We start from the raw sequence: 25,587 nt of genomic DNA, 5'->3' as shown, positions 1-25,587 counted from the left end.
CAGCTTCTCTGTAATTTAGTGATAAAAATGTAAAGCGTGAGTGGCGTCAGTTACGCGTTTATTTCCACTCTAATAATTGGTTTAAGAGTTGATGCTTATGGCTAACTTGTTGACGTAAACGTTCAAGGTTCGCTGCATAGCGCTCTGGGTCTTTACGCTGAACCTGTGTAAAGCGTGCTTCTTTGCTAATAAGCTCTTCGACGTCTTTTTTCGGTGGCTTCGAGTCCAGTTGCAGTGCGGCGCGGCCTTTCTCGGTACGGCGAGGATCAAAGCGGAATAGTGGCCATAGGCCAGTTTCAACCAATAATTGCTGATGTTCGACACCTTCAGCCATATCAAAACCATGGGTAATACACGGTGAGTAGGCAATAACCAGTGAAGGACCAGGGTAAGCTTCGGCTTCCTGTAGAGCTTTAACGGCATGATTCATATTGGCACCAAGGGCGATTTTGGCGACATAGACATTGCCGTGCATCATGATATTAACGGCTAGATCTTTACCGTTGCTCGCTTTACCTTGAGTGGCAAACTTTGCTACGGCGCCTGTTGGGGTTGCTTTTGATTGCTGGCCGCCTGTGTTGGAGTAACCCTGGGTATCCATCACTAAGACATTAACGTTATCACTGCCAGACAGCACATGGTCGAGGCCACCAAAGTCGATGTCATATGCCCAGCCGTCACCACCGACAATCCAGTTACTTTTGGCGACTAAATCATCTGCGCTGTTGATGAGTGCTTGATGCGAGAAATCAAGTTGAGCTCGGAGTTTGTTGACGTTGTCGCGCTGACGGCACACGGCCGCTTCGCTACTGTCGAAAGCGTCATTGATGAGTTGTTCACGTAATTCGGTTGGGATCACATCGGCAACTTGTTCCAATAAATGCAATACACGATCGCGTTTACTGTTGAGTGCAAGACGCATACCCAAACCAAATTCAGCGTTGTCTTCAAATAGAGAGTTTGCCCACGCAGGACCACGGCCGTTTTTGTCTACCGCATACGGCGTTGTTGGTAAGTTACCACCGTAGATAGAAGAGCAGCCTGTTGCATTGGCGATTAACATACGATCACCAAATAGCTGAGTCAGCAGTTTGATATATGAGGTTTCACCACAGCCTGAACAGGCGCCAGAGAACTCAAACAAAGGTTGTAACAGTTGGCTGCTACGTGCATCGATGCGTTTAATATCGATGCGAGCAAGTTCAGGCAGTTCAGTGAAGAACTGGTAGTTTTCTGTTTGGCTTTCAATGTGTTCAACTTTTGGCTGCAAGTTGATGGCCTTAAGGCTTGGATCGTCTTTATCACTTGCAGGACAAGCCATGGTACAGAGATTACAACCAGTACAGTCTTGCGGTGAAACCTGCAGAGTGTATTGCTGCCCTTTGAAGTCACGTTGTTTGTATTCTGTGACTTTAAAGCCTTCAGGTGCATCGGTTAAGTCATCAGCGTTGACGGCTTTTGCTCTGATTGCGGCGTGTGGGCAGACCAAAGTACAGATATTACATTGGGTACAAAGGTCTTCTTCCCATACTGGGATTTCTTGCGCTATGTTACGTTTTTCCCATTGGCTGGTGGCGGTTGGCCATGTGCCATCAACAGGGAAAGCGCTGACTGGGAGTAAATCACCTTTGTCTGCCATCATCATGGCACTGACATGTTTGACGAGATCGGGGGCGCGCTCGCTAACAACCGCAGGGCGAGAGAAAGTGCTGGTGACTGTGCTTGGAATCGTCACTTGCTCAATACGGGCAACGGTGGCCGCCACGGCTTTTTGGTTCGCTTCGACAATGGCAGGGCCACGCTTGCTGTACGATTGTTCAATTGCTTGATTGAGTTTTCCGAGCGCTTGTTCGGTTGGCATCATCTCGCTTAATGCAAAGAAACCCGCTTGCATGATGGTATTAATGCGATTTTTTAACCCGAGCTCGCGCGCTAGCGAGACAGCATCAATCACATACAGAGATAGCTGTTTATCAATGATTTGCTGCTGTACTTCGCGGGGCAGGTATTGCCATACGTTTTCAGCCGAGTGAGGGCTGTTAAGCAGTAATGTTGCTTGCGGTGCTGCACGTTCGACCATTTCCAATTTATTGATGAATTGGAATTGGTGGCAGGCAATGAACTCTGCTTGCTCGATTAAATAGGGAGCTTCGACGGGATGTTGATCGATTCGTAAGTGCGAGACAGTCGTACCGCCTGATTTTTTCGAGTCGTAGACGAAGTAACCTTGGGCGTGTAAATCTGTATTTTCACCAATGATCTTGATGGTGTTTTTGTTGGCACTGACGGTGCCATCTGCGCCTAAACCATAAAATAGTGCACGAAGGCGAGAGCTTGGCTCGGCATCAATTTGCGTTTTAACAGGCAAAGAGAGGTGCGTGATGTCATCGGTAATACCAACAGTAAAATTATGATGTAAACGATCTTCTGCCATTGCAGTAAAGATCGCATTGGCATGGCTTGGGTTGAACTCTTTTGATGATAAGCCGTAACGTCCACCCATAATTCGAGGAAGTTGGCTAAGCGTCTGTGCCGCAACGGCTTGAGTGAGGCTTGCTACTACATCAAGGTAAAGCGGCTCGCCCATTGCACCTGGTTCTTTGGTGCGATCGAGCACCGCAATGTTTTTTACACTGGCAGGCAGCACTTGTAGGAAGTGCTTTAATGAAAATGGGCGGTACAGGTGAACGTTGAGCACGCCCACTTTTTGGCCTGCTTGTAATTGATGATCAACGGCTTGTTGAACAGTCGAGGTAGCAGAGCCCATCACAATGATGATGTTAGTGGCTTCTGGATGACCGTAGTAATCAAACAGTTTGTATTCACGGCCAGTGAGCTTGGCAAACTTCGCCATGTTATCTGCGACGGTATCTGGACACGCCGTATAGAATGAGTTGGCAGCTTCTCGAGACTGGAAGAAGGTATCAGGATTTTGTGCGGTACCACGGATACTCGGTGCATCAGGCGTAAGACCGCGCTGATGAAATGCATCAACCGCATCTTGATCGATCATCTCAGTGATGGTGTCATCGTTGATCATGGCGATCTTGTTGATCTCGTGAGAGGTACGGAAACCATCAAAAAAGTGCACGAAAGGAATACGGCTATCAAGCGTTGATGCTTGTGCGATCAGCGAGAAGTCATGGGCTTGCTGGACAGAGTTGGCTGCTAGCATGGCAAAACCAGTTTGGCGCACTGCCATCACATCGGAATGATCGCCAAAAATAGACAGAGCATGGGTGGCGAGAGTACGGGCAGCAACATGCATAACGAAGGGGGTTAATTCGCCAGCAATCTTGTACATGTTAGGGATTTTTAGAAGCAATCCCTGAGATGAAGTAAAGGTTGTGGCCAATGAGCCAGCCATTAATGCACCGTGAACAGCACCTGCTGCGCCGCCCTCAGATTGCATTTCAATCACTCGAGGAACTTGTCCCCAAAGGTTTTTCTTTGATTGGCTTTCCCATGTCTCACAAGCTTCAGACATCGGAGAAGAAGGAGTGATGGGGTAGATACCAATCACTTCATTACAACGGTAAGCGATGGATGCGGCGGCTTCATTACCGTCTAGTGTTTTATAGATATAGTTTTGTTCAGACATAACAAGCTCCAGCGAACGAGCACTGTAATAATTTCTTATTAATGAAGGAGTGAGCCGCTTCCTGAGTGGGTAGGGTGGAAGCGACTCATGAGGTCTATCCCGATACTGGCGTAGCACCAAGTAGCGTAGACGGGATAGAGGTAAAAGCGATTACGCTTCTACTACCTCAATTTTTGGTTGTGGATTTAGCATTTTTTCTAAATCGTCTTTAGCATCGCCTGTAAGCTGCAAGTTGAATTGCTGCTGTAGGAAAGCAAAGATATCTTCGTTTACAAATTCCGGAGGATTTGGACCTAGGTAGATGTTTTGGATACCTAGGTTGAATAGTGCTAATAGGATCAGAACGGCTTTTTGTTCCATCCAAGAAAGCACGATATTCACAGGTAGCTCGTTCACAGGCACACCCATAGCATCACTTAACGCCAGTGCAATCATTACTGCACCGTAGCTGTCGTTACACTGACCAAGGTCGAGGTAGCGAGGGATCTCAGTACCAGGGATGTTACCGAAGTCATGGTCATTAAAGCGGAATTTACCGCAAGAAGACGTCAAGATGATGCAATCATCTGGGATAGAAAGCGCAAGATCGCGGAAGTAATCGTTTGGTTTACCTGGCTTATCACAACCAGCCACTACGAAGAATTGCTTGATCTTACCTGCGTTAACCGCATCAAGAATTTGTGGAGCGAGGCCCAAAATTGTTTTGTAGTTATGACCCGTCATTAGGGTTTCTTCACTATCAAAACCTTCGATATCTGGCAGTGCAAGTGTTTGTTCGATAAGTGGTGCGAAGTCATCTTCAAGTTGACGGCAGTTATCAATACCGACAATGCCGTAGCTGTAGAGACGATCAGCGTAATCTGCACGGCCTGTTGGTGGCACGATACAGTTAGTGGTTACTATGATAGTACCATTCCATTCTTGGAACAGTTTTTTCTGATCGAACCAAGCTTTACCCACATTTCCTTTTAGGTGTGCGTATTTACGTAGTTCAGGGTAACCGTGTGCAGGTAACATCTCTGAGTGAGTGTAAATATTGATGCCTTTACCTTCGGTTGCAATCAATAGGCGTTCAAGTAGCTCAAGATCGTGACCTGTTACAAGAATACCTTTACCTTCAGCTTTATTCTGCGGTACGCATACAGGAGTAGGGATCCCTAAGCGACCGTGGTGAGCTTCACCCAGAATTGACATCATTTCGCTACCCGCACCACCGATTTTCATCAGTTGGGCGATATGTTGGTCGAAACTGAAGTTAACGTTAGTCAGGGTGAAGTACAGTGTTTCTGCAATAACATCATCAACTGATTTTGTTGCAGCACCAAGATCATCAGCGTGAGTTCGGTATGCTGATAGGCCTTTTAAGCCAAAAATCATAATATCTTGTAGGCGTGATAGATTTTCATCTTTACCACATGTGCCTTGTGTTTTACCTGTGCTACCACAGCCGCCACTTTGTGCCATAGAACACTGGTGACAGAACATTGCTAGGTTCGACATTGCTAGATCCCTTTTTAAGGTGTATTTGTTTTGCAACTTTATAAGGTAAGAATAACGAGTGGTGATTAATATCGTCATTGATCAGGATCATTAAGTTGCAAATATAATGCACGTTAATGCGGGAAATGTCTGATAGGATTCGATATCTAACCATAAGTGAGTAGAAGTCAGCTTCTAACATTATGCAACTATGTCTTTCTTGTTTCAGTTTATTCGTGATTAGGGTAATATTCTGCTCTCGAAAGTAATGCTAAGCAGTTATATGCTTGCTTACTGAGATACGGATAGAAAATAAAGGGCTGATCACAATGACTTACGCCAGGATGACACGAAGCATTCAACGAAAAGCGAATACCGAGTCGCGTCAGCACTTGTCAAAAGTGAAAGAGAAGTTTCTTCGACAGTTATGCGAAGAGAGAGGGTTGCTTCCCCGTGAAGAAGTAAAATACTCAGAAAAGGTCGAATTGGTTAACTAATATTCTGGCCTTTAATTGAAAGCTAAAGATAAAAAGGGCGCCTAGTATCAATACTAAGCGCTCTTTTTTGATCGTGTTAACTCGTGTAGTCGTTATTACGCCGCTAATTTTTCAAGTACACGGATAAGAAGCTTAATACGAGGTTCAATCGTGTTAAGTTCTAAGTACTCATCGGCACTGTGGAAGCCGGCGCCTGCAGGGCCAAGGCCATCCAGTGTTGGAATACCCAGAACCGCAGTGAGGTTGGCGTCAGAACCGCCGCCTACTTCTTGCCATTTAATATCGATACCTAGCTCTTCACCTGATTTTTCAACTAATGCCATCAGAGCTTCAGTTTTTTCAGATGGCACCATCGAAGGTTTATGTGCTTCACGTTCGACAGTAATGGTCACGCCATTAACGAAAGGTGTTTCTGTTAGTGCACGAATTTTCGCATCGGCTTCTGCGTATTCATCGTTGTCCCAGAAACGTACATCAACGACAGCTTCAGCTTGATCCGGCACTATGTTTGCGCCAGCGCCACCGTTCACGACACCCACGTTAAGTGTGGTACCTGTTTCAAAGTTAGTGAGCGCATTAATGGCTAGGATCCAGTTTGCCATTTCAGTGATTGCACTGCGGCCACTTTGTGGATCGTTACCTGCGTGAGCAGCTTTACCTGCAAAGCCTAAGCGGTAACGCGCCATGCCTTTACGGGCTTTTACGAGTGAACCATCAGCACGTGCAGCTTCTGCTACAAGAACATTTTTCGCATTAACCGCAACGCTTTTTAGCCATTCTTCAGAATGTAGCGAACCGATTTCTTCGTCTGGGTTCATGCAAATGCAAATAGACAGTTTATCTGTCACTGCCTTGTCGATGTTACGCAGCGCGTAAACAACGTTTAACAAGCCAGATTTCATGTCTGAAACGCCAGGGCCGTAAGCACGGTTTTCGTCGGTTGTCATTGGACGAGCGCCAACAGTACCAACAGGGAATACGGTATCCATGTGGCCAATCATCATCACATCAATTTGGTCTGTATCGGGTTTGTTACGAACTTCAAGGCCAGTGCCTGCGATACCGCAATCAACACGTTTTACGAACCAACCCATATCGAGGTATTTTTTTTCCATTTGGTTGGCAATAACTTCGATGCCTTCTTTGGTTAACGTACCGCAATCAACATCAATTAATGGACGTAGTTCTTCTAGGTAGTTCTCTAGCGAAAAATCTTGTAGGGAGATATTCATAATGACTCCAAAGCGTCCTTAGTTGAGATAAATAAGGGGAATAAAACGAATAGAATAAAAAAGGGCCTCGTAAGGCCCTAAAACGGTTTACACCAGAATGTTCATTACAAACATTGCAGCGAAAGCATTCAGTACAGACAAGGCAATCATCACTGGAATGTAGCGACCTTCAGTACCAATTGGACCCATGATGCGGCCCATGTACTGCACCTGAGAACCCATTAGGTAAATAGCAGGGGCAAGAATAGCGATGTGTTGACCGTTAAGAATACCTTGGTCAAATAGGGTGATAACCACACCAACTGCACCACCCATCGACATCCATGCACCGATAAGAACCGCTGCAGCTTCACCTGGTAGGCCAAAGATAGCCATAACAGGTGAGAACAATGAACCCATTAGATCCAGTGCACCTGTGATTTGTAATGCCTTGATGATAACAAAAGCCATCAATACGTTAGGAACGGTAGAGGTTGTTGCAATAACCCAGCCTTTCTTAGCACCTTCAACGAAGATGTCAGTCACCATTGGTTTTTTAGCGGCAGTCATTATGCTGTCTCCTCAGTCATTTCTGGTTTCTTGTCTGATTTGTCTTCTTTACCTTCTGTGATGTTTAGGTAAAGACGGAACATGTTTGCACCTACAAATTTGAAGATGAACATGATAGCGACAGCTAAGCCGATTGATGAAGTAACCGCAGGCGTACCATCCATGTTTGTTAGTGTGAATAGCACCGCGCCAGATGAGAAGAAGTTTACAATCGCAGCACCCGCTGAGAATTGGAACATAGTGAAAACATCGGTTTCGCGCTTGGTGAGGTGGCCTTCATCTTTTAATTGGCGGGTCATTGCTGCACCAGCATCGGTACTCTGAAGTGATGCGATAAGTGCAAGACCTGAGTTACCAGGAATGCCCATTAATGGACGAAGAAGTGGGGTTAACAGCTTACGAGCAGCATCCAGCGCACCGTAATGCTCAAGTACGTTAATCATACCTAGTGCAAACATTACTGTTGGGATCAGTGTTAACGCAAATAGGAAACCATCACGAGCACCGCTACCGCCTTTACCGCGCATAGAGGTTGCTGCTGTTTGGATACCATCAGCTGTTTCATTAACAGAATAAACAACGTTACCAAATGAACCGTTTAGCGTAGTGAAATCAAAAACACCATACCATTCATTTGACTGTAAAAGACCTGAAAAGAAGACAACAGCAAAGGCGAGGGCAATGTAACTGCCGATCGTGACTTTGCGGCCTTGTTCCGCTGGATTGCTCATAGTGTTACCTCATAGGAATCAACATCGCACTGCGATAAAACCACAAATACATTCATGACCTGTTAATAATGTGAAATAACACATTGGGGTCAAAATGGACGTGGGAAATAAAAAACAGGGGTATTTTCGCTAAATAGGGCGCTAAGTAATTGACCGGGGTCAAGTTGGCTACCGAAATGTAACACTATAGGATTAGTTGATTGTAAATGTGATCTTGATCGGCATTCATTATCTATTAATAAATTTTCATCAAGCTAAGAATTGACGATAAAAAATCCATTAAATCAGTAAGATAAATAAAACTAATGGTATTGATTAGTCTTGCTTATTTATGATTTTAAGCAAAAAAAAGAGCACCGAAGTGCTCTTTTTTGTTGAAAGAAATTGTAACTATTTATTACGCTGTTTGCGCTTTTAGCTCAGCTTCTTCTGCTTTTGCATCAATTTCAGCTTGTGACGTTGGTGGACAACGGTCAACGAACCAACCCATGTAAGAGGTTACAATCGTTACGATAATACATACGAAGCTTAACCACATGAATGGTGCGTAAGAGAAGGTTGCCACGCCAAGGATACTGGCCATGTAGATACCGTTATCACTCCACGGCACCATACCTGATGTTAACGTACCACCAAATTCGGCGTTACGAGATAGGTTCTTACGCTTGTAACCTAGACGATCGTAGTTCTTCGCACAGATCTTAGGGGTTAGGATTAGCGATACGTACATCGCAGAGCCAAATACGTTACCTAAGAATGCGGTTGCGATAGTCGATACAGATAGGCTACCTGCAGAATTCACGCGTTTTTCGAATAGTTTCGCGATAGTTTGTAGTACGCCTACTTTATCCAGTAAGCCACCGAAACCAAGACCAAATACGATAACCGCTACCGAACCTAGCATAGATGACATGCCGCCACGGTTTAGGATGGCATCGATGAAGTCAACACCAGAGCTGATTGAGAACGGAGCCCATGCTGTGTTGAAGGCAACAAGCGGGTCCATATCTTGAATCATAACCGCCCACACAATACCCAGTAGAGAGCCTAGTGAGATTACAGGGAAAGAAGGCATACGCATTGCTAGTAGGCCAAGGACGATAATCACAGGGATAAATGACATTGGCGTAATAACGAACTGCTGCTCCATTGCAAGAATAACAGAGTCAACCTGCGCCATATCAACATTGCCCGCGTAGTGCAGACCCGCACCTGTGAATAGGATACCTGTGATGATGTAGCTGATTAGCGCGATAGGTAGCATACCTTTGATGTGTTCCATCACTTCTACGTTAGACATAGAAGAGGCAAGGATCACTGAATCAGATAGTGGTGACAGTTTATCACCAAAGTAACAGCCCGAAAGAACCGCACCTGCTGTCATTGGCGCTGGAATACCCAAGCCTTGACCAATACCCATCATTGCAATACCAGCAGTACCTGCCGCACCCCAAGAGGTACCTGTTGCAAGCGCAGTTAGTGAACAGATGATCATGGTCGCTAAAAGGAAGATAGAAGGGTGAATAGCTTTAAGACCATAGTAGATAATGGTTGGAACAATACCGCCCGCAATCCATGTACCTACAAGAGCACCTACTGCCAGTAGGATGAGCACTGCACCTAAACCGTTAGCAATACCTTTTGTTGCCGCTTTTTCTAATGATTTGTAGTCGTGACCTAGTTTAATACCTAGAGCCATGATAACGAACCAACCAATGTAAAGTGCTAGTTGGATGGGTAAATCAAGTTTCGCGGTGAAAGAAAATGCCAGAGCAAGGAAAATGCCTAGAGCTAGGACTACCTGCATTAGCGAAGGTAGTCTTACATTCTGTTTGTCCATACTTCTTAACCTTGTGTATTCGAGCTGTGTAAGAGGGTAAACCCTAAAATTAGCTTCATCATGAAGTTAATAAATGTAATTGTGATGGTTAACGTGTTAGCACGTCAGCCTCGTTTTTAATCGGCGCTACTCTATCGGAATGGTTTTAGTATCGCGATAGATAATGTGCCTTTCTGTGACTCTTATCCTTCCTATCAATTAAGAATGATAAAAATGCCGCTTATATATTTAATTACTGTTAAATATTGGTTGCTTTGTTGTGCTTTGCTTGTTTTTTAACTGATGTAACATTGTTTGTTTAATCGCGATATATAGATTTAATAACTGTATCTGGCGAGATGCCTCGGAATATTAATCTCAAATATTGCGGTCGCGTAGGTTATCAGGGTGTGAGCGTTAATTCAAAAAAAGTAAATATCCATGATTTTTGCTGTTACCAGTTTTAGATGCATCTTGGTTGTTAAAATCATCGCAAAGTAAAAAGGTAGGTGGCAATTTAAACAGGAGTTGTTTGTTTAGTAGCCCAGTTTAACTGTTGCTTTAATCTAGGAGGAATTGTAAGAAGCCATGTCGACATCTTTCGTCTACTTTATTATTGCTATCACTTGCTCTTGTTTTGAATAACTGCGTTATGCATGTTTAATTACAAAATTTGCTTGTTTTTCGTGCCTTAAAACTCTATAGATGGGACTGCGAATGAATAACAGGGAGCGTAGTAAGTAATGATGAAAGTAGGATTAGTCGGTTGGCGTGGCATGGTGGGCTCTGTGCTCATGCAGCGAATGGTAGAAGAGCGAGATTTTGATCACATCGAGCCAACCTTTTACACAACCTCACAAGTAGGTATTCCTGCACCAAACTATGGGAAGGATGCAGGCTTACTGCAAGATGCGTTTGACATTGATAGCTTGAAACAGCTTGATGCTATCGTGACTTGTCAGGGGGGCAGCTACACCGAGAAAGTATACCCAGCATTACGCCAAGCTGGTTGGAAAGGGTATTGGATTGATGCGGCTTCTACATTGCGCATGAAAGACGATGCCATTATTACGCTAGATCCTGTTAACTTTGATCAGATTCAGCAGGGTATTCACTCCGGAACAAAAACTTTTGTTGGTGGTAACTGTACGGTTAGCTTGATGTTGATGGCCGTTGGTGGCTTATATAAAGCAGGCCTCGTTGAGTGGATGACGTCACAAACCTATCAAGCGGCTTCTGGTGCTGGCGCGAAGAATATGCGTGAGTTAATCAGTCAGATGGGTGTGATCAACGATACCGTGACGAGCGAGTTGGCTGATCCATCAACCTCTATTTTAGACATAGATCGTAAAGTGGCTGAAACGCTGCGATCTTCTAGCTTCCCTGCTCAAGAGTTTGGTGTGCCACTTGCGGGTTCATTGATCCCTTGGATTGATGTGAAGCGCGACAACGGTCAGTCAAAAGAAGAGTGGAAAGCTTCGGTTGAAACCAACAAGATTTTAGGGCTAGACGCCAAGCCTATCCCGATTGACGGGACATGTGTACGTATTGGTGCTATGCGTTGTCATAGCCAGGCATTAACCATCAAACTGAAGCAAGGTGTGCCGTTAGATGAAATCGAAGGCATGATCGCCTCACATAATGACTGGGTTAAAGTGATCCCTAATGATCGTGATGTGACAGTTCAAGAACTAAGCCCTGCGAAAGTAACAGGGACACTATCTGTGCCTGTTGGTCGTTTACGCAAATTAGCAATGGGTGATGACTACCTGAATGCCTTTACGGTTGGTGACCAGTTGTTATGGGGGGCGGCAGAGCCACTTCGTCGTACGCTTCGTATCATATTGTCTGAAAAAGCTTAGCGATGGCATGCTGACGATTGCTTAGTTAACGATGAGCGATCGTTATCGTGACGGTATTGAAAATAGCTAGATACAAATGGATACATACAAAAAGACCTCGCATGCGAGGTCTTTTTCATTGGGGGAAATATTTATCACCGAAGTGATAACTAGGGCTAAATTAAGCCGCTAGGTTTTTCGCTACGAATTCCCAGTTTACAAGTGCCCAGAAAGCAGCCATGTAATCAGGACGAACGTTACGGAAATCGATGTAGTAAGCGTGTTCCCACAGGTCAACAGTTAGAAGTGGTGTAACACCTTCTTCTGTTAGTGGTGTTGCAGCGTTAGACGTGTTTACGATGTCTAGAGAGCCGTCTGCTTTTTTCACTAACCAAGTCCAAGATGAACCGAAGTTGTTGATTGCAGAATCTGTGAATTTTGCTTTGAATTCTTCGAAAGAACCAAATGATTTAGCAATTGCGTCTGCAACGTCACCTGTTGGTTCACCGCCAGCGTTAGGGCTTAGACAGTGCCAGTAGAAAGTGTGGTTCCAGATTTGTGCAGCATTGTTGAATACGCCACCAGTAGAAGTCTTGATGATTTCTTCTAGTGATTTTTCAGCAAGCTCAGTACCTTCAACTAGACCATTTAGCTTAACCACGTAAGTGTTGTGGTGTTTGCCGTGGTGAAATTCTAGTGTTTCTTGAGAGATATGTGGTTCAAGTGCGTTGATAGCGTACGGTAGAGCTGGTAATTCAAATGCCATTGCTCGGATCTCCATTTTGGTATTTGAGAGGGCAAGCCCTCGACATTGCTTCCTGTAGTACCTCTTCATGGGAGTTACTACCAATTATTTTATTTTTTAAAACTGACACAGCTATTTTAGCAAGTTTTTACTTTATTAAAAGGGTTGGCCTTAAAAAATTAACCTTAAAATTTTTAGGCGTTTTTTTCCTACGCCTGAACGAGTAGAATGACGCGTTAAAAGATTTATTTGGTAGGCTTGTTTTATAACGGCAAAGCCCCCATCAAGTAGATATACTTAAAGATAAGCAATTGGTCGTAAGAGGAAGTTATGGAAACCATCGATAAAATTAAGCAGCAGATCTCTGAAAACGCAATCTTGTTGTACATGAAAGGCTCGCCAAAACTACCTAGCTGTGGTTTTTCTTCACAAGCCTCTCAAGCACTGATGGGTTGTGGCGAGAAGTTTGCTTACGTTGATATCCTACAAAACCCTGATATCCGTGCTGAGCTTCCTGCATACGCACAATGGCCAACTTTCCCACAACTATGGGTTGAAGGTGAGCTAATTGGTGGTTGTGACATCATCATCGAAATGTTCCAAAAAGGTGAGCTTCAGCCGCTTGTTAAAGAAGCTGCTGCTCGTCGTGACGGTGAAGCAGCAGAATAATTGCTGATATAACTGCACTAAGCATTTAGAAGCCCTGCATTTTTGCGGGGCTTTTTGTAGCTGTTTGCTTAATTGCGCTCGTGTGATCGATTTTGTTCTTCCCACTTCTGGCTAGCTAATAAATCGCTGGTCTCTACCTCTAGCTGCTTGATGAATTCATTAAGTTCTCTATCTATACTGGCTGTCTCATTTTGATTCAGGCCAAGTTCCTGCTGTGCAACGCACTGGTTAAACCTAGCTAACGCCAAGGTTTCAATATGCCCTAGAGGGACGGCTATCTCATCACAAGCGATCATTTTGGCTGAGCCTTTCATGCGGTGAGCGATTTCTGATGCTTGTTGGTAATAATCTTGGCTCAGGGCTTCTGTCAGCTGCGTCATATCTTTTAGATGGCTATCGATAAACTCAGCTATTAAGTTATCGACTGTGCTTTCATCGCCAAAGAGCGCTAATAGCAAGGGCTTATTAATTTGTACTTGTGGTGAAAGGCATGCCGTTTGGTTAGCTTGCTGAGCATTATTATTTATTGCGAGGCTTGGTCCTGTATTTGAGCTGTCACTTGAACGGTCACTAGAGTCTTGACGTGACTCGCTATTGGCTTGATGAAATGCACTATCAATTGTCCCGAATAAACTGGAAAAGTCATCGGTCATGTCTTGGCTGATAGTTTCGCTGAGATCTGCGCTGTCAGTTTCACTGTACTTGCCTTCGCGTGCTGCATCTTCAGCTTCAACAGTAGAATTTTCGATGTCAACTGTCTGATCAATGCTTGGTTCATTATAAGGGGGCAGCCATTTTTCTATGGTTATGCGTAGCTGCTCTATCGAAACTGGTTTAACAAGAAAGTCATTCATACCGTGTTCAAAACAATGGGCATCTTCGCCTTGCACCGCATTGGCGGTCAGTGCCACTATCGGCAGCTGCCATCTGTTTTTTGGATCGAAGTGCGCAAGCTTGTGTTTCTCGGCTTGCAAGAGCGCTTCATATTGAGCTGAAAAACTGCGGCCCATTTCAATCAGTTCACTTGGCGTTATAGCACTAGAAAAGCGCTCTTCACAGCGAGTTTCTTGCGAACGAATAGACGCAGCTAAGGTATAGCCATCCATTTCAGGCATGTGGCAATCGGTAAGTAGTAGTCCGTAGCGGTGAGTGTTTAGCGATTCAAGCGCCTGTACGCCATTTTCAACAATATCTGCCTGCACTCCTATGCGTTCAAGCTGTTTTCTGATCACTTGCTGATTGATCGGGTGATCTTCAGCGACCAAAATGAGACGACCTGCATCTTCTGCCTGTTCTCGACTTTCTGCGGGTAAATGATTCGAGTGATGATTGTCAGCCTGGGTAATGATTGGCTCGTGGCTCACAGGTTTAGTCAGTACATGGATAAGGTTATCAGGCAAAAGTGGGTTGACCGATAAGCACCATGACATACCAAGTGGTTCTGGCGATAACATGGGGTTTTGATTTATGACGATGATGTTGCTACTAACGGTGAGTTGCTGTACCCAAGCATCTGTGATGGCTAGCTGCTGCCAGAGTGACATGGCAATGATCACCTGTTGAGGTTGGTATGCTTCAATCTGGGATTGCAATAAATCGAGGTGCTCAGCTTTAATGAACTGAAGGGAGTAACCCAGATGTTTAAGATAACGGCACAGTTCTTCCTGCTGAATAAAGTAGCCCAGAATTAAGCAGTGATTACTCTTGCATGTTTGGGGTGGTCGTGTGGCATGACACCTAGCTATAGGGGGCAAGGCTAACGCCTTGGGCGTTTCCGGTTGTTGCTGGCTAAGTGGTATCTCAAAGGTGACGCTAAATTGGCTACCTTTTCCTTCTTCACTCTCTAGCTGTAGCGTTCCTTGCATCTGCTCGATCAGTTTTCGCGCGATAGCGAGGCCAAGCCCTGTACCGCCAAAGCGACGGCTGGTGGTACTGTCTGCCTGTTCAAAGGGTTGAAACAGTGCGTGTTGCTTGTCTTTGGGGATGCCAATACCCGTATCGCTGACGGTTAATTTTATCTGTTGGCTTGATGGTTGGCCCTCTGTATGCCCTTCTACTGGACTATCTAGTACATCAACCGATAACGAAACAACACCATGCTCGGTGAACTTAATCGCGTTGTTTAGAAAATTATTTAAAATTTGATGAATGCGAATATCATCTGCAAACAGCCACTGCGCAAGACGAGGATCTTGCCAATAATGGAACGCGAGTCCTTTTTGTTGTGCATGGATTGATTGCGGTTGCACAATGCGGGTCAGCACTTTTCCCAGTTCAATATCGGTCGGGTTTATGTCCAGTTTTCCTGCTTCAATTTTAGAATAATCTAATACATCGTTAACGATGTGAAGTAGATTTCGTGCTGATTGGTTTAAGCCGCCATGTAGGCTTTGCAGTTCATCGTTTAAGGTGTGTTCCTGCATCAGTTCCAATAAACCAAGAATACCACTAATAGGCGTACGCACTTCATGGCTAATGGTGGCAAGAAACTGTGACTTTGCCGCGGTAGCGATTTCGGCCTTATGGCGAGCATTTTCTAACGCAAGCTGCTGTTGTTTTAGCAGTGATATATCGGTAATCACTGTATTCCAATCATAACTATGTGCATCTCGCGCAGTAATTTGGCTTTTGAATTGGACCCATTTATTTTTGCCATCATCCCCCTTTATTTTCCGCTCACTTTCCCAGTGCCCCAGCTGTAAGGCTAACAGCATGCTGCTTTCAAGTTCGTCATAATCTAAGGCGATAATTTGTTCAAATAAACAATGCGGGTTTGCTTCGACGGTGGCGACATCAAAGCCAAACATATCTTGTACTCCTGCACTGACAAAGCTGTAGTGAAAATGCAAAGGACGATCGACGAGTGTTTGGACATGCTGGAGCACCACACCATCGATGTTATCTGCTAATTTGTGCAGATGTAATTCAGCGGCTTTGGCCCGTAATTCTGCTTGTTTTCGTTGTTGGATCTCCTCTGCCATTTTACGGTTCCAAAGGACGATGCAGGTGATCACTACAGTGATGAGCAGTGTGAGTAATCCTGCCCATTTCGCCACTTCACGCGGTGATAAGCCCTCTTGGTATTCGTATGTCAGCCATTTTTTTTCTAGACGGGATAACTCTGAAGCAGGAATTGCCCCGATAGCCTTATTGATGATGCTGAGTAGCATGGGGTGACGAAAATTGATCGCAAAACTGAGTGGTACTTGATTCTGTTCGCTGATTTTTCCACTGATCTTAAATTGCCCGACATAATCGGTATGCAGTAACTCTGATGCGAAGTGTAGTGAGGCGAGAGCGTTGTCGACCTCACTTTTTTGTAGTGCTTGGAAAGCGGATACATGGTTAATAAAGGGGACAGGTACACAGCTCAGGCATAGTGTGGGTAAAAGGGCCTCTCCACCTGAACCTGTAATTATGGCGACTCGCTCTGTGCTGCTTGGCATAAAATTAGTGAGCTGATCAGCACGACTCAAGATCACCCAAGGTTCATAGGTGTAAGGAAGGGAAAAATCCATGACTCGCAGCGTCTCTTTAGTTGGCGTGGTGGCGGCGAGCATCATTAACTCGCCGTCAGCGAACGCTTCTTGGGTCGAAGAAAATTCAGGTTGTGCTGTTGGTGTAAATTGTACGCTAAGCATGTTACCGAGTAAGTTGAGTACATCGGCGCTTAAACCGTCGTGTTGATTTTTCCTATTAATAAAATCGAAAGGTGCCCAACGGCGATGTACTCCAACGCTGATCTGCGGGTGTTGCTCTAACCAGTTTTGTTCATCTTGTGTGAGGCCAATTTGTCCGTAATTGACCATCATAGTGTGTTGAGAAGGGGTAAGCCATTGGTTATAAATTGCTTGTAGTGCGTTATCTTTTATATCTTCCAGTGCAAAGTTGATGCGAGTCAGTAGCTTATGCTTGCCTTTTTGAACCGCGATATGCAGATGATCAGCGGGAAGATCGGGCAGGACTGAAAGGGTGAGGTCATTGAAATTTTGATCGCGTAGCATGGTTGATAGGGCAAGAGCATCACCAATATAGCCATCAGAACGGTTCGCTCTGACGGCACTCAGTGCGTCTTGGCTGCTGTTTTCAGTCAGAATTTTGCTCTGTGGGAGTATGCTAGGTAAAAGCTCATTGAGTGCAAAACCTTTTTCAATCGCCAGTGTACTTCCGGTTAAATCTTGCAATGAGGAAATGGTTTTTTGCTGGGTGATCACTGCGCGACGGATAGAGAACATGGGGTCGCTGAATGCCATATAGTGTTGGCGTTCTAACGTGGCGGATACACCTATCAGCATGTCGAGTTCATTGGCTTTAAACGCACTGATGACATCGCTATAAGTGGGGTATAGGCGGATTTCAAATTCAAATTCAGCCTGTATGGCAATTAGCTCCAACATAGTAATCAACAAGCCTTCGGTAACAAGACCACCATTGCTTATTTCTCGTTGATAACTATATGGCACTAAATCATAAGCGGGCAAACCAACTCTGAGTACAGGGGGCTGATCTTTGAGTGCTAGGGTCGTGGTGGAATTGGCTAAGCTCATTGAGGGTAGTAATGTCATCAATAAGATGAGAGTAATGGCTCGGCTGTGTTGAATGAGCTTTCTACAAATAATGTAAAATTGTAGCCTGGAGTGCATGGCGACATCCTGTCTATTTTATGCTGTGTACTCTGTTAAGGTTCTGCGTTGGCTAACTCAATCTTTTCCGTCAGAGATTGATAATCGATTTTCTGTAATGCCTGCTGTTGTAATCGAGATAGCCCAGTATTTTGTTGGCAGAGAGAGGTATCGAGAGTCTGGCGTAACTGAGTAAGTCGCTCATTATCACCAACGGCTTGATAGCATAAGCAGAGTAATAAATATGCTTCAATATCAGATGGTTGATACTCGTCTTCTCGGATGCTTCCCAGCAGTGTACGTGCTGCCTCAATCTCATTGAGTTGCAGTAATTGCAGACAGCGACATAGCTTCAAAATGGACTTTGGTAGTGATGTTGGCTTCTCTGAGCGTGAAAGCCGTTGCCATGCGGATTCTGCTCGCCAGAGTGCTAATTTATCATTGGGTAAGCCAAAGAAATCAGCCCACAACGTAAGTGCACGTTTACCAGCACTATCCCAAATAGAGTGAGGGATTAGGCTGGCCAAACTGAGCATGTAAGGCTTGGCTAGATGCATGTCATGGTTAATTATGTGTAGCCATACCATTTTGAGCGTTAGGGCAATATTACTGGTATTTATCGTGAGCACTTGCTGAATGAGCGCTTGTGCATCTTCATATTTTTGCGCACAGAGGCAAATTTGAATTTTAAGTTGTAATAGTTTGATATTTCTAGGGTTAGTGTCCAGTAGTGTATCAACCTGAGCGAGTGCCTCTTGATAGTGTTGCTGAGCATGGCTGATCTCGACCAATTTTATCCGTGCAGGCAGATAGTCATGTAGTGTGAGTAGACCGTTCAGCATAGCGGTCGCTTCTGTGAACTGGGTGTTTTTTATCAATATGTTCGACATATAGATAATTGAGTCTTTGAGTGTCGCAGGATCCGGCGATTGAGCGAAGAGTGGTTTTACAGCATTTAAACCACTTTTTGTAAAAGCTTGCTCTAGCGTTGAAAAAAATTGTTGGCGAGTTAAGCCGTTAGTCACGCGTTTGATGATGTCATCTGCTCTGATGGGCTTAATTAAATAACCGTCAGGCTCAAACTGTGAGTAGCCAAAGAAGATATCTTGGCTGTCATTCCCTGTTACGACAAAGACTAAAGTCTGTAGCTTGATGAGTTCTTTTAGCCTTAAGTATTCCAGCAGTTGTAAGCCTGTGCTTCCAGCGCCTAGATGATGATCGATCAATAGAATATCGAAACGATGGCTACGACATGCTCTGATCGCGCCTTGCGCGTTGGCGGTGCTGACAATATTGTTGGTGGGAACGCCGAGTTTGATCAGCAAAGCACGAGTGGCGCTTTGAATCATATTACTGTCATCTATGATCAAGTATCTCGATTGGGCGAGCATATCCATATAGTAGCCTTATGACGAAGTCCTTTCGTTACCATTTATGTGTCATCAACGTGATGTTTCATAAAATTCAATGGCTTAATTTATTTAGTTAAGTCTAGCAGTTGATTTATTTATGAATAAAAAAATATGCATTAAATATAATAAGTTTGACTGATGTCTCTCATCGAAAGGCAGGAGCTGGGAGCCTAATAACGGATGTGGTAACTGATGTCGTAAAGTACAAAAAAGAAAAAGATCGCCGAAGCGATCTTTTATTTAAAGTAGGGGGAATTTAAGTATTGAACCTAAAGTACCATTGAAGCGATCCAGCCAAATGCAATCAAGGATAAGTTGTAGTGCAAGAAGGTTGGAACAACGGTTTCCCAAATATGTTCGTGCTGCCCATCTGCATTTAAGCCCGCTGTTGGACCTAATGTTGAGTCTGACGCAGGAGAGCCTGCATCACCCAACGCGGCAGCAGTACCGACTAACGCAATTGTTGCCATTGGTGAGAAACCAAAGGTTAAACACAGAGGGACATAAATGGTTGCTAGAATTGGAATGGTCGAGAACGATGAGCCAATACCCATAGTCACCAGTAAACCCACAACCAGCATGAGTAAGGCAGCAAGCGGTTTGTTATCACCAATAACATCAGCCAGAGATGCAACCAGTGTTTCAACGCCACCAGTTGCTTTCATCACAGCAGCAAAACCCGCAGCAGCAATCATGATGAAGCCGATCATTGCCATCATGTGAACGCCTTTTGTGAAAACATCGTGGGTTTCTTTCCACTTAATCACACCACCAAAGGTAAACATCATGAAGCCAACGAGACCGCCAATGATCATTGAACCGCTGAATAGCTGTGCGCCTAGCGCTGCAACAATAGCGGCAACAGCAATGTAGACATGCTGCATATTAATTTGTGCTTGCTCTGGTTCGTTCGCAAGGATTTTCTCTTCAGAATACTCGCGTGGTTTGCGGTAGCTGAAAAAGACAGCGGTGAGCAAGCCGAAGACCATACCTGCAGCAGGTAATAGCATAGCAACCGGCACTTGGCTTGCAACCACATCTAATCCGTTATCATGCAGGTTTTTCAGCAGGATGTTATTCAGGAATATGCCACCAAAACCCACAGGTAGTACCATGTAAGGCGTTACTAGACCAAACGTGAGTACACAAGCAATGAGACGGCGGTCTAATTTGAGTTTTGCGAATACATGCAAAAGCGGTGGAATAACAATAGGGATAAACGCAATATGCACTGGAATAGCATTCTGAGAAGAGACGGCTAATAGCAGTAAAATGGTGAGAACGCTGTATTTCACGCCAGTTGCTGCAGCGGCGTTATGATGGCCACTGATACGTTTAATGACTTTTTGTGCAAGTACGTCAGTAATGCCTGAACGTGAAATTGCGACAGCAAAGGTACCTAGCATAGCGTAACTTAATGCAGTAGTAGCACCACCGCCTAAGCCGCCTTCAAAAGCTGCGACAGTGTCTGCGAGAGGCATCCCGCCCACAAGGCCACCTAAAATGGCACTAAAGGTCAGTGCTACGACAACGTTGACTCGCATTAGCGCGAGAATCAACATTACGCACACTGAAATTATTACTGGGTTCATAAAAACTAAAGTCCGTCAGTTTGTTTGTTATTTAGTATGAATGTTGTTTTCTTAGGGCTGTTTTGCTCAGATTATTCAGTTTGCTGAAATTTTTGCACATGTCGAGTCTTTATTCATGTTTGTAGCGAATTAATCCGAAACGTATGCTTATTGTGTCGCATGTCTTAGTCTTGTCATGATCTCCTGTCTATACTGGTTGCCAGCTGCATTGTCAGAATAATACTGGTAATTGGCAGCACTTATTTACTACATCACATGGAGTTACTTATGAGTGTTTTAGTTGGACGTTTAGCGCCTGATTTTACTGCTGCTGCGGTGCTGGGTAATGGTGAGATTGTTGATCAATTTAATTTAAAACAGCATATTCAAGGGAAAGCGGCTGTTATCTTTTTCTATCCACTGGACTTCACTTTTGTGTGCCCGTCTGAGCTGATAGCTTTTGATAAGCGTTTTGCGGATTTCCAAGCAAAAGGCGTTGAAGTGATAGGTGTGTCGATCGATTCTCAGTTCTCACACAATGCGTGGCGTAACACAGCTGTAGAAGATGGTGGTATTGGTCAGGTGCAATACCCGCTGATTGCTGATACCAAACATGAAATTTGTCAGGCATATGATGTAGAGCACCCAGAAGCAGGTGTCGCATTCCGCGGCTCGTTCCTGATTGATAAAGAAGGCCTAGTGCGTCACCAAGTCGTGAATGACTTACCGCTTGGCCGTAATATCGATGAAATGTTACGTATGGTCGATGCCTTACAATTCCACGAAGAGCATGGCGAAGTGTGCCCAGCCCAATGGGAAAAAGGCAAAGACGGTATGGATGCTTCACCAGAAGGCGTGGCGAAGTACTTATCGGCACATACTGACGATTTGTAATACCATGCGATAAATCGCGTTATGTAAAAGAAAGGCGAGCCATTGGCTCGCCTTTGTTGTTTTAGCTCTATCAACTACGGTGTAGTGAACAATACTGTGTCATCAGTGACAGTAGCTTTACCTGTCGTAATGAATGACGCTGTTTGTTTTTGCATTTCTGCTGTTACTGCTACAGAACCACCGGCAGGTGTGAGTAATGAACTATGTGTACCTGCATTGAACAGGGTCGCAGCACGAGGGCTAGTTGAAGTTTGGCCTGCTGTGCTTAGTTGTTCAAACCCTGCGATAAGTGGCATTGTGCCACCGAATGGTGAGTAAGGTTTGCTTGATGCTAGTGATAAGGCATTTGGGATCACTTCGTCATCTTTCACAACATTAATCAAGACAGGAATAGAAGTATCGATATTACCAATATGGTTAATTGGATCGACACTGTCTAATACTGTCTGAGCGGCATACGCAAACTGAGTGAACAAACCATCAATTTCCGCTTTTTTAGCGGCTGAGAGTGAGTCATAAAAGTCACTCACACACTTAGCTGACGTACTTGATCCACATTTCGCCTCTTTGTAGGTTTTGTAATCAGGAATGGTTGTTAACACTCCGTCTTTCACTGTGCCACCAAATGCCGTTGAGTTAAGCAGTAGGTAAGGGATACCTGCGCCTGGGTTAGCATATTGAGCGCGAGAGATCTTAAACATTCCATCTTCAACGGCAGGGTCCGGACTTAGTTTTCGGTTAGTTACTGCGGTAAAGTCGATCCCTGTGATAGCGCCTAGCGAGTGTCCCAGGAAGCCGACACCTGACGTTCCGAAAGTGAGCTTGTCGAATGGGGCAGGAACAGGATTCCCTGCTAATTTCGTTGCAATCACGGAACCTAGTGCAGCTCGTAAACTTATTTGATCTGCCACGGATTGACGTAAATTATCTCGGCCAACAGGTAAGTAGCTTAGGTTCATGTATACGTCAGCATTTGCGCCATCAGTCACCGTGCCGTCAGATAGGTTTCGCGAACCGTGCAGCGGTAAGTCGATCGCCATTAATGCTGTACATTGAGTTGTGCTTAAAGTTGGAGCCAGTCCGTAAATATTTTCTTTTACAGAAGTAATACCGTGCTGGTAGATAGTTACTGGAACATTAGTGTCGTCTGCACACACCCCAGCTTTTGGTAGAATTAATAAATAATCAATCGTTTGTACTGATTTTAATTGAGGGATAGGGCTGTAACGTGTGATCTCACGATTAGCATCTAGTTGTTTACCGCCAACTTCGATTTTTTCACCCATAAGTTTTGTCATTAGGGTGACTTGGGTTGTTAAGTCACCTTCAGCCGCTTTTTTCAGATCGTCTTCAGTGATCTTCAAATCTGCCATTTTAGCAGCAACCGCAGCTTTCTCTGCATCACTGCCTGATGCTAAAGTCGACTTCAGTATTGCAAGGCTTGGCATGGCACTTTGCCATGGCGTAGATTGCCACTTTTTACCGTTGACTTCAGTTTCGAGGAAGTATGGAACATTTAACTTTCCTTGATAAGCAGTAAAGCCAAGTGTGTTAAGTGGGGCTGGCAGAGCAGAGGTGATGTTTTGAGTTGCAGTAAAATCAAATTTTAATAGGGAGTTGAGTTTTTCCTCTGAAATATTATTCGGATTTGCGGTTCCTTTCCAAACGGTACTTGCTGGTTGTTGGGCTTTGAATGCACTTAAAGTTGATGCAATAGCGGCTTTAGTTGCGAACATCACATCACCCGCAGAAGCGGTTGAGAACCAGCTAGAATAGATGATGCTATCAGCTGATGTGCCTGTTGCTGCCATCAAACCTTCAGTGAGATGAATGATCTTCTGCGCGTCTTTTAGCTTTTCAACGGGCTCTGACTTTTTGGTTTTTAATGACGCATAAGAACCTGAAAGGCCCACTTTATTGCCTTTAACGTCTTTCAAGTCATCAGTTAATGCAAACATGTAGTGGCTTGAAGCATCCAGCGGTTTAATTGGCTGGGCGATAACTGATTTCCCTTGTACAAAGACAAGATAATCGGCAGTAAGATCTGGTGCTGCTGGGTTGAATGTAGCCTTCAGTACGACAGGTTGTTGTGCTGCTGGATCGGTTGTTGTTGGATCGGACACTTTGATTAACTTAAAGGCCGTTGTAATAGAAGTAGGATCTAGGTCGTTTCCTTCAAATGAGAGCATGATTGGTTGGGTGGTGCTCCAGCCGTCAGTGCTGTTCATTGCAACAACTGGATCGGCAATGGACTTATTATCAGTAGGTAAGCCAAGGGTACCGTCACTGGAGTCCATAAGCAGGAAGCTCGGACGAGGCATATCAGCTTTTGCACCTTGCAACTGGAATTTCACCTTAGTCGGTGCTTTTAGACTTTGTTGAATGCCTTGCTCGTAAGAAATCGTGCTATCGCCTTCAACCGATGATTCATTACCACAGCCAGTTAAGCCAAGGGTAGAAGCGATCATCAGCGCTAATAATTGTTTTTTCATGTGTTGCTCCATAGGGCATGTTTTAGGTGAGTGGCTTATTGCCAAAACACACCCTTAGAATGAATAGTTCACTTGTGCTGCACCTACTACGGCGCCGCCAGTTGAAGTAAAGGTCAGCTCACCTGCGCTACTTTCTTCAGTAAATGTGGTTTCTGTTGCGTGAATGTATGTCACGCCCACATCAACGCTAAGCTGTGAACTATATGCCCATGTCGCACCAGCGGAGTACCAGTAACGATCGGAGTCTGGAATACTTAATGTTGGCTTACCTGCTTGTTCATCAAACGCGAAACCAGTGCGTACTGTCCATTCTGGGTTGATGCGGTAAGTACCACCAATCGCCCAGCGGAAATTGTCTTCGTATTGCTCATCTTTCATGAAACACACGCCAGACATGCCGTTGTAGTTACATTTGTCGTTGGTGGCTTTGAGCTCTTCGAATTTACTCCACTGCGTCCATTGCACACTGTAGTGAACTGCAAACTCTTTAGTGAGAGAGTGATAGCCAGAGAATTCCGCAATAGCGGGAAGCACAACAGGAAGGTTACCAACAGCGGTTGAACCTTTTTGCTTTGGTTCAATGATGGTGCCTTCGTAATCGGTGAAGTCACCTTCAAAATCAAGATTAACCTGTGAGCGGTAGCTTACGCCAAAGCGATGGTCTTCATTGACTTCGTAAAGTGCGCCGACGTTCCAACTCCAATCCCATGTGTCACCTTCCATGCTGATCAGCTTGTCTTCTGGTGAGCCACTAAATAGAGGAGCCAAACGGCCTAAATGGCGATTTAATTCAGCATCGGCATACACCAAGCTCACACCGCCACCAATACTGAACTGGTCATTAATGCGGTAAGCAATACTTGGGTTTAAATTGATAGTGATTAATGAGGTTTTACCGGCGAGATCACCGCTAGCAAAATCGGTTGGGTAATCTGTGGTGACGCCATAGTTAGTGAATAGCGCTAAGCCAAAAGCGAATTTGTCATTGATAGGCTGTACGTAATAACCCGCAGGCACAAAACTTAAAGGTGCTACATCTTTGGCTGTTTGGTTTGCGGCATGATCTTTCACATCGATACTCGGATCGACAATACTGCCTGCTGCTGAAATTTGTGCGGAATCAAACATCGTCATAGCTGCAGGGTTGCGTGCGATAACAGATGCGTTATCAGCAATGGCGGCTTCACCAGCGAAAGCGCGGCCTAATCCTGATGCAGAGTGTTCTGATACTTGGAAACCCGCACTGTGTGCGTGGAGTGAGGTTAATGCGATGGTTACTGCTATCGCTGTGCGATTTATTTTAATGGACATTTATGCTGCCTCTCTATAATGCTTCTTGTTCTTCATTCCATGAAAGAAAAAATGAACGCTATGCGTTCAATAGCAGTATAAATATGCTCAACCAGTTTGTTAACCCCTTGTTATGTTTTGAG

General features: G+C 44.7%; 15 protein-coding genes. 3 read left to right on the top strand and 12 right to left on the bottom strand.

Annotation, left to right across the window (positions count from 1 at the left end; all coding sequences use genetic code 11):
* Positions 1-58: 58 nt before the first annotated feature.
* From nifJ to nhaC, 6 genes are all read right to left on the bottom strand, one after another.
* Complete coding sequence (gene nifJ, locus OCU77_RS12095) at positions 59-3,601, bottom strand: pyruvate:ferredoxin (flavodoxin) oxidoreductase (protein WP_048899147.1); 3,543 nt, start codon at positions 3,599-3,601, stop codon at positions 59-61.
* Positions 3,602-3,751: 150 nt separating this feature from the next.
* Complete coding sequence (hcp, locus tag OCU77_RS12090; protein ID WP_048899148.1) at positions 3,752-5,101, bottom strand: hydroxylamine reductase; 1,350 nt, start codon at positions 5,099-5,101, stop codon at positions 3,752-3,754.
* Positions 5,102-5,672: 571 nt separating this feature from the next.
* Positions 5,673-6,809, bottom strand: coding sequence for a M20 family metallopeptidase (locus tag OCU77_RS12085; RefSeq protein ID WP_048899149.1), 1,137 nt, complete (start codon positions 6,807-6,809; stop codon positions 5,673-5,675).
* An 87-nt stretch (positions 6,810-6,896) separates the two neighbouring features.
* Complete coding sequence (locus OCU77_RS12080) at positions 6,897-7,358, bottom strand: YjiG family protein (RefSeq protein WP_048899150.1); 462 nt, start codon at positions 7,356-7,358, stop codon at positions 6,897-6,899.
* Complete coding sequence (locus OCU77_RS12075) at positions 7,358-8,089, bottom strand: nucleoside recognition domain-containing protein (protein WP_048899151.1); 732 nt, start codon at positions 8,087-8,089, stop codon at positions 7,358-7,360. Before OCU77_RS12075 ends, OCU77_RS12080 begins: the two co-directional genes overlap by 1 nt.
* Positions 8,090-8,486: 397 nt before the next feature.
* The gene (gene nhaC, locus OCU77_RS12070; protein WP_048899152.1) at positions 8,487-9,929 is read right to left on the bottom strand and encodes a Na+/H+ antiporter NhaC; all 1,443 of its coding nucleotides are present in this window, start codon (positions 9,927-9,929) and stop codon (positions 8,487-8,489) included.
* A 725-nt stretch (positions 9,930-10,654) separates the two neighbouring features.
* On the opposite strand from nhaC, the gene asd reads away from it, so the two are divergent.
* A complete protein-coding gene (asd, locus tag OCU77_RS12065; RefSeq protein WP_107302922.1) occupies positions 10,655-11,770 on the top strand; it encodes an aspartate-semialdehyde dehydrogenase in 1,116 nt (371 codons plus the stop codon).
* A 160-nt stretch (positions 11,771-11,930) separates the two neighbouring features.
* On the opposite strand, the gene sodB is transcribed toward asd, so the two are convergent.
* Entirely contained in the window at positions 11,931-12,515 is a 585-nt protein-coding gene (gene sodB / locus OCU77_RS12060; RefSeq protein WP_048899153.1) for a superoxide dismutase [Fe], read from the bottom strand.
* A gap of 309 nt (positions 12,516-12,824) precedes the next feature.
* Here sodB and OCU77_RS12055 point away from each other — a divergent pair, with 309 nt between their 5' ends.
* Positions 12,825-13,163, top strand: a complete 339-nt coding sequence (locus OCU77_RS12055) for a Grx4 family monothiol glutaredoxin (protein ID WP_048899154.1) — start codon at positions 12,825-12,827, stop codon at positions 13,161-13,163.
* 68 nt (positions 13,164-13,231) lie between these two features.
* On the opposite strand, the gene OCU77_RS12050 is transcribed toward OCU77_RS12055, so the two are convergent.
* The 3 genes from OCU77_RS12050 to OCU77_RS12040 all read right to left on the bottom strand — a co-directional run bounded on the left by OCU77_RS12050 (position 13,232) and on the right by OCU77_RS12040 (position 20,789).
* Positions 13,232-17,806: a transporter substrate-binding domain-containing protein gene (locus tag OCU77_RS12050; protein ID WP_107302895.1), complete on the bottom strand. Its 4,575-nt coding sequence runs from the start codon at positions 17,804-17,806 to the stop codon at positions 13,232-13,234.
* 35 nt (positions 17,807-17,841) lie between these two features.
* A complete protein-coding gene (locus tag OCU77_RS12045; protein ID WP_048899155.1) occupies positions 17,842-19,182 on the bottom strand; it encodes a response regulator in 1,341 nt (446 codons plus the stop codon).
* A gap of 284 nt (positions 19,183-19,466) precedes the next feature.
* The gene (locus tag OCU77_RS12040) at positions 19,467-20,789 is read right to left on the bottom strand and encodes a Na+/H+ antiporter family protein (protein ID WP_048899156.1); all 1,323 of its coding nucleotides are present in this window, start codon (positions 20,787-20,789) and stop codon (positions 19,467-19,469) included.
* Positions 20,790-21,056: 267 nt separating this feature from the next.
* Between OCU77_RS12040 and OCU77_RS12035 the strand changes: the two genes are divergently transcribed.
* Positions 21,057-21,662, top strand: coding sequence for a peroxiredoxin C (locus OCU77_RS12035; protein WP_048899157.1), 606 nt, complete (start codon positions 21,057-21,059; stop codon positions 21,660-21,662).
* 74 nt (positions 21,663-21,736) lie between these two features.
* On the opposite strand, the gene OCU77_RS12030 is transcribed toward OCU77_RS12035, so the two are convergent.
* Together OCU77_RS12030 and OCU77_RS12025 are read right to left on the bottom strand one after the other, a co-directional pair.
* The gene (locus OCU77_RS12030; RefSeq protein ID WP_048899158.1) at positions 21,737-24,154 is read right to left on the bottom strand and encodes a VolA/Pla-1 family phospholipase; all 2,418 of its coding nucleotides are present in this window, start codon (positions 24,152-24,154) and stop codon (positions 21,737-21,739) included.
* Positions 24,155-24,208: 54 nt separating this feature from the next.
* Entirely contained in the window at positions 24,209-25,465 is a 1,257-nt protein-coding gene (locus OCU77_RS12025; protein WP_107302894.1) for an outer membrane protein transport protein, read from the bottom strand.
* Positions 25,466-25,587: the final 122 nt, after the last annotated feature.

Source organism: Photobacterium swingsii, assembly GCF_024346715.1.
Lineage (GTDB): Bacteria > Pseudomonadota > Gammaproteobacteria > Enterobacterales > Vibrionaceae > Photobacterium > Photobacterium swingsii.
This window is presented reverse-complemented; position numbering and strand designations above follow the sequence as displayed.

Bases quoted from the DNA above. Each gene is read 5' to 3' on its own strand.
- nifJ (WP_048899147.1), bottom strand. From the start codon at position 3,601: ATGTCTGAACAAAACTATATCTATAAAACACTAGACGGTAATGAAGCC.
- hcp (WP_048899148.1), bottom strand. From the start codon at position 5,101: ATGTCGAACCTAGCAATGTTCTGTCACCAGTGTTCTATGGCACAAAGT.
- OCU77_RS12085 (WP_048899149.1), bottom strand. From the start codon at position 6,809: ATGAATATCTCCCTACAAGATTTTTCGCTAGAGAACTACCTAGAAGAA.
- OCU77_RS12080 (WP_048899150.1), bottom strand. From the start codon at position 7,358: ATGACTGCCGCTAAAAAACCAATGGTGACTGACATCTTCGTTGAAGGT.
- OCU77_RS12075 (WP_048899151.1), bottom strand. From the start codon at position 8,089: ATGAGCAATCCAGCGGAACAAGGCCGCAAAGTCACGATCGGCAGTTAC.
- nhaC (WP_048899152.1), bottom strand. From the start codon at position 9,929: ATGGACAAACAGAATGTAAGACTACCTTCGCTAATGCAGGTAGTCCTA.
- asd (WP_107302922.1), top strand. From the start codon at position 10,655: ATGAAAGTAGGATTAGTCGGTTGGCGTGGCATGGTGGGCTCTGTGCTC.
- sodB (WP_048899153.1), bottom strand. From the start codon at position 12,515: ATGGCATTTGAATTACCAGCTCTACCGTACGCTATCAACGCACTTGAA.
- OCU77_RS12055 (WP_048899154.1), top strand. From the start codon at position 12,825: ATGGAAACCATCGATAAAATTAAGCAGCAGATCTCTGAAAACGCAATC.
- OCU77_RS12050 (WP_107302895.1), bottom strand. From the start codon at position 17,806: ATGCACTCCAGGCTACAATTTTACATTATTTGTAGAAAGCTCATTCAA.
- OCU77_RS12045 (WP_048899155.1), bottom strand. From the start codon at position 19,182: ATGGATATGCTCGCCCAATCGAGATACTTGATCATAGATGACAGTAAT.
- OCU77_RS12040 (WP_048899156.1), bottom strand. From the start codon at position 20,789: ATGAACCCAGTAATAATTTCAGTGTGCGTAATGTTGATTCTCGCGCTA.
- OCU77_RS12035 (WP_048899157.1), top strand. From the start codon at position 21,057: ATGAGTGTTTTAGTTGGACGTTTAGCGCCTGATTTTACTGCTGCTGCG.
- OCU77_RS12030 (WP_048899158.1), bottom strand. From the start codon at position 24,154: ATGAAAAAACAATTATTAGCGCTGATGATCGCTTCTACCCTTGGCTTA.
- OCU77_RS12025 (WP_107302894.1), bottom strand. From the start codon at position 25,465: ATGTCCATTAAAATAAATCGCACAGCGATAGCAGTAACCATCGCATTA.